This window comes from Pseudomonas sp. 14A, from assembly GCF_018132745.1.
GTDB lineage: Bacteria > Pseudomonadota > Gammaproteobacteria > Pseudomonadales > Pseudomonadaceae > Aquipseudomonas > Aquipseudomonas mercuritolerans.
The window spans coordinates 409,573-419,506 of record NZ_JAGRQJ010000003.1 but is presented as its reverse complement, the minus strand read 5'-3'; the positions used below and the strand labels follow the sequence as shown (position 1 = coordinate 419,506).

The 9,934-nt window shown below is 54.4% G+C and carries 5 protein-coding genes; all 5 read left to right on the top strand.

Annotated features, from left to right (window positions below):
• Positions 1 to 71 precede the first annotated feature (71 nt).
• The 5 genes from PS14A_RS04495 to PS14A_RS04475 all read left to right on the top strand — a co-directional run bounded on the left by PS14A_RS04495 (position 72) and on the right by PS14A_RS04475 (position 8,927).
• Complete coding sequence (locus PS14A_RS04495) at positions 72 to 587, top strand: Hcp family type VI secretion system effector (protein WP_007949952.1); 516 nt, start codon at positions 72 to 74, stop codon at positions 585 to 587.
• A 133-nt stretch (positions 588 to 720) separates the two neighbouring features.
• On the top strand, positions 721 to 2,763 hold the full coding sequence (gene tssI / locus PS14A_RS04490) for a type VI secretion system tip protein TssI/VgrG (RefSeq protein WP_212615403.1): 2,043 nt from the start codon (positions 721 to 723) through the stop codon (positions 2,761 to 2,763).
• Entirely contained in the window at positions 2,753 to 3,496 is a 744-nt protein-coding gene (locus PS14A_RS04485; RefSeq protein ID WP_212615626.1) for a DUF4123 domain-containing protein, read from the top strand. Before tssI ends, PS14A_RS04485 begins: the two co-directional genes overlap by 11 nt.
• The gene (locus PS14A_RS26790) at positions 3,493 to 8,310 is read left to right on the top strand and encodes an RHS repeat-associated core domain-containing protein (protein ID WP_212615402.1); all 4,818 of its coding nucleotides are present in this window, start codon (positions 3,493 to 3,495) and stop codon (positions 8,308 to 8,310) included. Before PS14A_RS04485 ends, PS14A_RS26790 begins: the two co-directional genes overlap by 4 nt.
• Complete coding sequence (locus PS14A_RS04475; protein ID WP_212615401.1) at positions 8,307 to 8,927, top strand: hypothetical protein; 621 nt, start codon at positions 8,307 to 8,309, stop codon at positions 8,925 to 8,927. The genes PS14A_RS26790 and PS14A_RS04475 overlap by 4 nt, the downstream gene beginning before the upstream one ends.
• The last annotated feature ends 1,007 nt before the right edge of the window (positions 8,928 to 9,934 follow it).

Genomic DNA, 9,934 nt, shown 5'->3' with positions numbered 1-9,934 from the left:
ATAACCCTCAGCCACCCACCGGGCGATTTCGCCTCCGGGCACCCTAACTTTATCCGCAAGGAGAGCACCCCATGGCAACACCAGCGTACATGTCGGTTACCGGCGAAAAACAAGGCCTGATCACTGCCGGCGCTTTCACCGCCGACTCCGTTGGCAACACCTACCAGGAAGGCCACGAAGACCAGGTCATGGTTCAGGCTTTCACCCACGACGTGATCATCCCGCGTGACCCGCAATCCGGTCAGCCAACCGGTCAGCGCGTACACAAGCCAGTTGTGATCACCAAGGTCTACGACAAGGCTTCGCCACTGCTGCAAGCAGCACTGACTTCCGGCGAGCGCATGAGCGAAATCGTTATCCAGTGGTACCGCACTTCGGCTCAAGGCACCCAAGAGCATTACTACACCACCAAACTGGAAGACGCGATCATCGTCGCCATCAACAACAAAATGCACAACTGCCAGGATCCAGGCAACGCGCACTTCACCCACCTGGAAGAAGTGCAGTTCACCTACCGCAAAATCACCTGGACCCACGAAGTATCCGGTACTTCGGGTTCCGATGACTGGCGTGCTCCAGTCGTTTAATTACGGCTGACCGTTACACGCATCGGCCAGCTCTGCTGGTCGATGTTGTTTACGCCCCTCCAGAATTTCGCGTACGTTGAGCCGCTTTTTGCGGCCGTCGACGGGCGCCGCTGTACAGCACGAGGAACAAGGGATGTTCGCGCCGGCCAATGAAACCCACTTTGCCCTGACCATCGAAGGGCTTTCCGCCGACTTTCAGGTATTCACCCTGACCGGCCGGGAAGCCATCAGCCAGCCTTTTGTCTTCGAGGTGGAACTGGTCAGTGAGCAGCCGTCGCTGGACCTCGAAACCCTGCTGCACAAACCGGCCTTTCTGCAGCTGTCGCCTGACGGCAGCGGCATCCATGGCCAGATCTACCGCGCCGCGCAAGGCGATTCCGGCAAGCGCCTGACCCGTTATTCGGTGACCTTGCGCCCGCAACTGGCGTACCTGGCGCACCGCATCAACCAGCGCATCTTTCAGAACCTCAGCGTGCCGAAGATCATCGGCATGGTCTTGGAAGAGCACGGCATTCAAGGCAACGCCTACGAATTCAAGACCGGCTCGATCTATCCCGAACGCATCTACTGCGTGCAATACGACGAGTCGGATCTGCACTTCATCCAGCGTCTGTGCGAGGAAGAAGGCATTCACTTCCACTTCCAGCACAGCGCCAACGCGCACAAGCTCGTTTTCGGCGATGACCAGACGGTGTTCCCGAAACTGGCCCCTGTGCCCTATCAGCAAGACTCGGGCATGGTCGCCAGCAACCCGGTGATCAAGCGTTTCGACCTGCGCCTGGAAACCCGCACCAGCCGCACCACGCGCCGCGATTACGATTTCGAAAAACCACGCCTGACCCTGGAAAGCGAAAACCGTGGCGACGCCCTGCCCGACCTCGAAGACTACGATTACCCGGGCCGCTTCATCGACCGCGAGCGCGGCAAACATTTGGCCAAACGCGCCCTCGAACGTCATCGCAGCGACTTCCAATTGGCCGAAGGCAAGAGTGATCAGCCACTGCTGGTCAGCGGCCATTTCCTCGCCCTGACCGAACACCCGAAAGCCAAGTGGAACGACCTGTGGCTGCTCACCGAAGTCCTGCATGAAGGCAAGCAACCGCAAGTGCTCGAGGAGTCGGTGACCAGCGACACCACCGCGCTCAACGACGATTTCCACCAGGGCTACCGCAACCGCTTCCAGGCCACCCCATGGGACGTGCCCAACCGCCCGCCGCTGCGCCACCCGAAACCACGCATCCTCGGCAGCCAGAGCGCGGTGGTCACCGGCCCGAAAGGCGAAGAAATCCACTGCGACGAATACGGCCGGGTCAAAGTCCAGTTTCACTGGGACCGCGAAGGCCAGGCCGACGACAAGACCAGCTGCTGGCTGCGCGTCTCCAGCGCCTGGGCCGGCGCCCAGTACGGCGGCATCGCCATCCCGCGCATCGGCATGGAAGTGCTGGTCACCTTCCTTGAAGGCGACCCCGATCAACCGCTGATCAGCGGCTGCCTGTACCACAAGGAAAACACCGTCCCCTATCCACTGCCGGCGAACAAGACCCGCAGCACCTTCAAGACCCTGAGTTCGATGGGTGGCGGCGGCTACAACGAACTGCGCATCGAAGACAAGAAAGGTCAGGAACAGATCTACCTGCACGCCCAGCGCGACTGGGACGAGAACATCGAGCACGACCAGAAAATCCGCGTCGGCAACGAACGACACGACACCGTCGAGCAAAACAGCTACAGCGAATTCAAGGCCGAAGAACACCACACCGTCTACGCCGACCGCAAAGTCGAAACCCGCGCCAACGACCACCTCACCGTCGGTGTGAATCAGCACATCAAGATCGGCACCGGCCAGTTCATCGACGCAGGGCAAGAAATCCACCTGAGCAGCGGCATGAAAGTGGTGATGGAGGCTGGTTCGGAACTCACGCTGATCGGCGGCGGCAGCTTCATCAAGATCGACGCCGGCGGCGTGACCATGAGCGGGCCGGTGATCAACATGAACTCCGGCGGGAGCCCGGGCAGCGGCACCGGTGCTGCGCCGTTGATGCCCGGTGTGCTGAAACAGGCGGATGCCGACAAGGCTGGCCAGGTCCTGACCCCGGCGCAAATCAACACCCTGAAACGTAACGCGCCGTTCTGTGAAGAATGCGAAAAATGCAAGGCAGGTGCCTGTGCCATCTGAACGAATCATTCCCAAGGACTGGCTGGCGCAACAGCCGCTGCAAAGCGGCGAGCGCCTGTACCTGATCGTCAGCGCGGCCAGCGACGCCGACGCCCTGAAAACCCTGTACCTCACCGAACCCACCGCCCAACTCATCCCGATCTGGGGCGGCACGCCCTACTCCACCTGGCAACCGGTGATGCCCTACCTCACCGAACTCAAAGCCAATTCCGCCTTCCTGCCATGGATCGCCGAAACCGACGCCCTCGACTGGGGCTGGCTGGCGGTGTCGCGTTCAGAACCGAACGAAGTGTTCGAACATCTGCGCAGCCTGACGCAGGTGAAGATGCCGGACGGCACTGAAGTGTTTTTCCGGTTTTGGGATGGGCGGCATATTTATCCGATTCTGCGGGGGCTTGGGGAGAAGGCTGGAGAAGTGCTGCCGGTGTTTGAGCGGTATCTGATCAATGGGCAGGCGCTGGAAGTGGGCACGCGGGTTGTGCCGAAGGTGCGGGACTGGCCGTGGTGGGAGGTGCCGAAGGGGTTGCTGGAGGGGTTGATGGCAGAAAATCCATCAACCGTGATCGGCAACATGATGCAGTGGTTGCAAGAGGAACACGCCGATCTGTATTTCTCCTTTCCCGAATCGAACCTGAAACAAAAAGTGGCGCGCTTTGTTAAACGCACGCCACTCACGGAAGAAAACTTTACCGGGCTGTTGAAGGCCTATCTGGAAAAAGAGGTGGTGGTATGACCCCATTGGATACGATTGCTCATGTCACCGCTCAACAGCCTGACTTCAACAAGGTCATTGCAGAGTTCAAGAACTGCCTGAAGGATTATCGGTCCACCGCCAGATTCATACCTGGCCTGGAAATGGAACAACAATTTCAAGTTGGTGACCAGGTCAAGAAACCCATCGCAACGGGTGACAAGACCAAACCAGTGTACTTCGCGACCTGTCCCGAGAATGGAAAGCTCACGCTGATTCATAGTTTCGAATCGGCGCGTTTTGTGCCGATTGGCAACACTCCAGTGGTTCTGACCCCTGTCGACTCAAAGAACAAGACCGTCGGGCAACCCGTACGCAAAACAATCGGCCCAACCGGGATCGAGGTCATCAGTGATCTGACACCTCGTCAGCTCTATCGGATTACCTTCTACCCCGGCCTCACAAGCGCTGACAACGATCGACTGTTCAAATCATACGACGAAGTCATCGGAGATCTAAGCAAGTGGTTATCCTCGGAATGGACAACGACGTGCCTGCCTTTGTGGAAGGAGCATAACAACGCGTCGATAGCTGGCCGTCTCTGGCAACAGTTGCAATCGGAGTGGGATGGTTTCTGGAAGTTCGTGATGGGCATTTGGGGCGATATCAAATCACTGTTCAAGCTTGTTACTCACCCCCGTGAAAATTACGAAACACTCAAAGAGTTTTTCACCGACGAAAACATCAAGAAAATCTACAACTCCTCCACTGAAGCACTTCGCACCGGTTTCTTGATAGCGAGTGACGAGCCATTGTTGTGGGTTTATGTCGCTGCGGTTTGGGCATGGACGACTTTACTGCCACCGCAGACTCGCACAGAAGTGCTAGCCAGAGTGAAGTCTGAAATAAGTTATATCGTCCTCGGGATCATTTTTACCGGCGGGCTGGGGGTTGCATTACGCGCCAGTGCGAAAGCGGTCAAGGGCACATTGCAGGCGCAAAAAGCGATCAACCTGGTTGAGAAGCTAACAGCCAAGCTCATTGAAATCAGCAGGATTCGCTCCAAGCCCCATGCGGATGCTGCTGCCGCATTGAGATTTCATGGCAACGGCGTAACCAACTCGGGCAAAAAAGCAGTGGCGACTGTCGCCGATCACACGCCTGCACAAACGGCAACAGCTCCGAAACGTCCTTCGCCTGCGACAGGAGGCAAAGTCGAAAACGACGCGCAAATTCACGCACGAAACAAAACCCAGAACGAAACGCGCCTGGAACAGCAGGAGAACATCGACAACGCGCCTAAACAGTCAAAAAACCCGGCTGATGAACCCGCACAATGCGTCGACAAAACCTGCTCCAACGGTGACCCCGTCTCCATGGTCACGGGTGAGGAGTTGCTGAAACTCACCGACGGCGAACTGGGCGGTCTCTTACCGCTGGAATGGACACGTCTCTACCGCAGCAGTGCTGTTGAAATCGACAACCGTATGGGGCCAGGCTGGAGCCACTCGTTGTCTCATCGCTTGCTTATCGATGACGAAGGCGTGCTGTGGACAGACAATGAAAACCGCCAGACCCGTTTCCCAAAGCCGACCGAGAAACGACCGGCCATCACCAATAGCCTCGCTCAAGCGGCCATTTTTCTGGGGAATGCACCCGGAGAGCTGATTCTCACGCAAGCAGGGCCAAAGCCGCGGTTCTATCATTTCCGTGCAGAACGGCTGACCACCATCAGTGATTCGTATGAAAACCAGGTGCATATCAGCTATGACTTGGTCGGTCGCATTCAACGTATCGACAATGGCTCCGGTCGCGCCTTGCTGCTCCGTTACGACGACCGCCATATCATTGCCGTGGACCAACAGCAGCAACGCTCGGAGTATGACGATTCAGGTAGACGGCAGGATCCGTGGCTGACTTTACAGACGCTGGTTTCCTACGAGTACAACGCTCGCCATCAACTGGTGTCGGCAACCAATGCTGCAGGCGAAACCGAGCATTACCGCTATAACGAACAACATGTAATCCTCGAGCGTCAATTGGCGGGAGGTGCCCGCTTCTTCTGGGAGTGGGAGCGAGAAGGCAAGCTGTCCCGCTGCGTCCGTCATTGGACAAACTACTTACCCTTGGAAACACGCTATGAGTGGGACGACAAAGGCACGGTCACGGTTCATAACGCCGATGGAAGTGAGCAGGTTTACATACACGATGAAAATGCGCGCCTGATCAGCGAAATCGCTCCGGATGGCGCAGAAATGCAGAAAGCCTACGACGATCAGGGTCGTTTGATTGCTGAAAAGAATGCATTGGGCGCCGTCACCGAGTATCAGTACAACAATGCCGGCCGTTTGCTGGCCGTGATCCCTCCGGAAGGCGAGCCAACGCTTTACAACTACTACAATGGCCAACTGATTGAGGTCAGACGTGGCCAAGCGCGTTGGCAGTATGATTACAACCGACAAGGCGATATCACCCAACAAATTGATCCGTTGGGCAATGAAACCCAATACAGCTACGACCGCCAGGGCCGCTTGGTAGAGATCCGTCACCCCGACGGTAGTCGTCATCAACTGGGCTGGAACAACCTCGGCCAATTGCTGGAAGAACGCCTGCCGGACGGCGGTCAACGAAAATACCGCTACGATGCCCTCGGCCGGCGAATCACTCGCCAGGACGAATTCGGCGCGATCACCCAATATCAATGGGACGCCGTCGACCGCCTGACCCAAGTCACCCTGCCCGGCGGCGCCACACGTGCGTTTACCTACAACCCGTATGGCCGCGTCACCGCCGAACGCGACGAGCTCGGCCGGATCACCCGCTACGAATACGCCGACAACCTGCACCTAGTCAGCCGCCGCATCAATCCCGACGGCAGCCAACTGCGCTACCGCTACGACAACTCGCAACTCAACCTCACCGAGATCGAAAACGAGCGCGGCGAACGCTATCAACTCGATTATTACTCGAACGGCCTGATCCAGCAGGAAACCGGTTTCGATGGTCGACGCACCGCGTACGAGTACGACCTCAACGGCCAACTGCTGAAGAAAACGGAGTTCGGTGACGACGGTAGCGAACTGGTTACCGAATACCAGCGCGATGCCGCAGGCCGTTTGCTGGTCAAGAAGCTGCCCGATGGGGAAGAAATTCATTACAGCTATGACGCGCTCGGTCGATTGGTCAACGTCGACGACGGCCATTGGCCGCTCGCTTATGAATACGATGTGCAAGATCGCTTGATCACCGAACATCAGGGCTGGGGTACCACGCGTTACGCTTACGACAAAGTCGGTCAGCTCAGCCACTGCCGTCTGCCGGATGGCTGCACGCTCGATTACCGTCATTTGTCCGGTGGACGCCTGAGCAGCATCGACCTGAACGGTTCACGCCTGACCAGCCACCAGTTCAACGCCGGTCGCGAGCAACAACGCCAACAAGGCCTGCTGCTCAGCCAATACCAATACGATGAACAGGGTCGCCTGCAAGCACACAGCGTCAGCCAACGGGACAAACACCTGTTCCAGCGTTGCTACAACTACGACGCCAACGGCAATCTCGCCGGCATTAACGACAGCCGCAAAGGTGACCGCAGCTATCACTACGATCCACTAGATCGCCTGATCAACGTGCGCGGAGCTATGCCAGAGAGCTTCGCTCACGACCCGGCAGGCAACCTCCTCGGACAAAATGACCTGCCCGTTGCGAACCCCGCAAACGTCAAAGGCAACCGCCTGCTGATGCAAGGCGACCGCCATTACGATTACGACGCCTACGGCAACCTGATCCGCGAACGTCGCGGCACCGGCCAAAAGCTCGTCACCGAGTACCGCTACGACTGCCAGCACCGCCTGATCGGCGTCAGCCTGCCGGGAGGCAGCACCGCATCTTACAAATACGACGCCTTCGGCCGCCGCATCGAGAAAACCGTCGACGGCCACACCACCGAATTCCTCTGGCAAGGCGAACGCCTCATCGCCGAAAGCGCAGAAAATCGTTATCGCAGCTACATCTACGAACCGGGCAGTTTCCGCCCGTTGGCAATGCTCGACGGCGAAGGCCCGCTAAAAGCGGCCCCGTTCTATTACCAACTCGACCACCTCGGCACACCGCAGGAACTCACCGATTACAGCGGCGAAATCATGTGGTCGGCAAAATACCGCGCCTACGGCAACCTCGTGGCGCTGGATGTGAGCGAAATCGATAATCCGCTGCGTTTTCAGGGTCAGTATTTCGACGCCGAGACAGGCTTACATTACAACCGCCACCGCTACTACAATCCGGGGACTGGACGGTTCTTGACCCCGGATCCGATCAAGCTTGCGGGTGGGTTGAATAGCTACCAGTACGTGACCAATCCCACAGGTTGGGTGGATCCGCTTGGGCTTCATCAATGCCCCGGTAGCGATTCAGCCACACCTACCAAAGCAGGAAATTACTTAGATAAACCCGCAAATGCGAATGGCTCATTGAATATTGGTGCGGGCACGAACCCAATCGAAGGCTATTACAATATCGATATCGACCCGAAAGCTCCGGGCGTCCACGCTGGTAATGCAACTGACCTTTCAGGTATAAAGTCAGGCTCGCAAAGCCATATCAACATGGATAATCCTTACGGTTATGATCCGTTGAACCCAGAAATATTAAGGGTATTATCTGAGAATGGGCAAATTACCCTGACAGGCAGTGCATACGCCAACAAGTACATAAAAAAATCGTTAAAAAAAATAGAAGAGCTAGGTCTCAGGATAGTTTCACAAACAAAAGTTGACCCCAAAGGCTTTAAAACTATTGACGGCAGTCAAATTGAATCAAAACAACTTGATCAATTTGTAATCGAGAGAGCAAAATGAATATTTCAATTGATATTACAGAATCTTTTGGCGCAATCGATTACGACAATGCAGGCGGAATTATATCCTACATAAATATTCCTCCTACTGAAAACATACAGGAAAAACTCCAAGTAGAAATTTTCAATTTTGTTCTCAACCTATTAGATGAGCCAATAACGTCTTCAATAGAAAGCCAAGACTTAAACTTTCTTGAAAACATGGACGAGGATGGTTTCCTAATAATCAAAAAAGCAACCATTACATTTGAAAAAATAAAAGGCCACGAAAAACTGGTAAGAATCTTAGATCAAGAGGAAGACTACTTATTACATGAAAGTTACAGACCCAAACTGGAAAACAAAGACAAGATCTATGACATTGGCGGTAGATCATTCACATCACCTCAGCTACTAATCAATCTTGCGATTATCTCACCTCAAAAGGTAACTCTTGACTTCTCCGCTTCCGATCATGCCTACATGGCAACATACCATGAACTTCGAAACGTGGCAGAAACTCTAAATTTACAGGCCAAACGCACGCAACCGCCAATTGAAGGAATATTCGAAGTAAATTACAGCAACATGCATACCATAAGCGACTTTGATGCCGGCTATCGAGTTTTCAAAACATAGGAAAGTGTCGACACAAGATCTACGATGCTTGCCCCTTCTCATTGCGGCTTTTTTACAAATGGAACGCCGCGAGTTACCTGGCACATCTAATCTGCTCGGCGTACCACGCGCGCGTATACCAACAATCCTGATGATCGCGTCACTGCCGAATAGAACGAACTCGGCAGTACTACCCGCTACGAATACACCGACAACCTGGACGTGAACAGCAAAAATCACGACGAGCACAACTACTGGCCTGGAATAAATAATAGACATCGGACGGCATCAATTATTTAGCAAAAAAGGCACTTTTAGAACTTCATTAATCGCAAATCAAGCTTGGAGAATTTCCAATATTCACCGACACCGCCAAAACCTGGAGCGACCTTGAAAAAATTTTAGATCACACACTACATAAAGTTAAACAAATCTGATGCAGCCTTTACAAATCTGGAGTATACGGGGAAAGCAGTGGACCTGACATTGGCTAATACATAGGGTGTGGAGGCGCTACTCTCTCAGCAAAAAAAATGTTTAAGCAACACCCTACGCTAAAGCAGTCCGCGTTCCATGCCGATGCCGATGCCGATGCAATTAATTTGGGAAAAGTCTCAGACCTGTAGTACAAGGGAGTTTTCTTTCGGTTAAAAAATCTCGACAACCAAACCTATAACAGCGAAAGCAAAACCATGATATTTAAGTGCTCGGGCAACGCAGTCAATCCAAGTACCGTATCTAATAGAAGCTTGGGATTCGGCGAGGCGGTCACGATCAAGACTCAGCTCTATATACTGCAAATCAAACCCGGAGACTTTCCAAGAAAGTTTGAAATTGTTGCAGATACGTTTATTTCGGAATGCAGGATTGACGATACCGTGCAAGGCTATGCGGACATCCCCGAGCTTGCGACAGCTGATTACCCGACTTTCAATGAACTTCTGAACATCCATCCAAACCTAGCAGCAAGTTTGATCGAAGATTATCTTTACTTCGAACTCTTCTATCATCTTTTTCAAAACCCAACC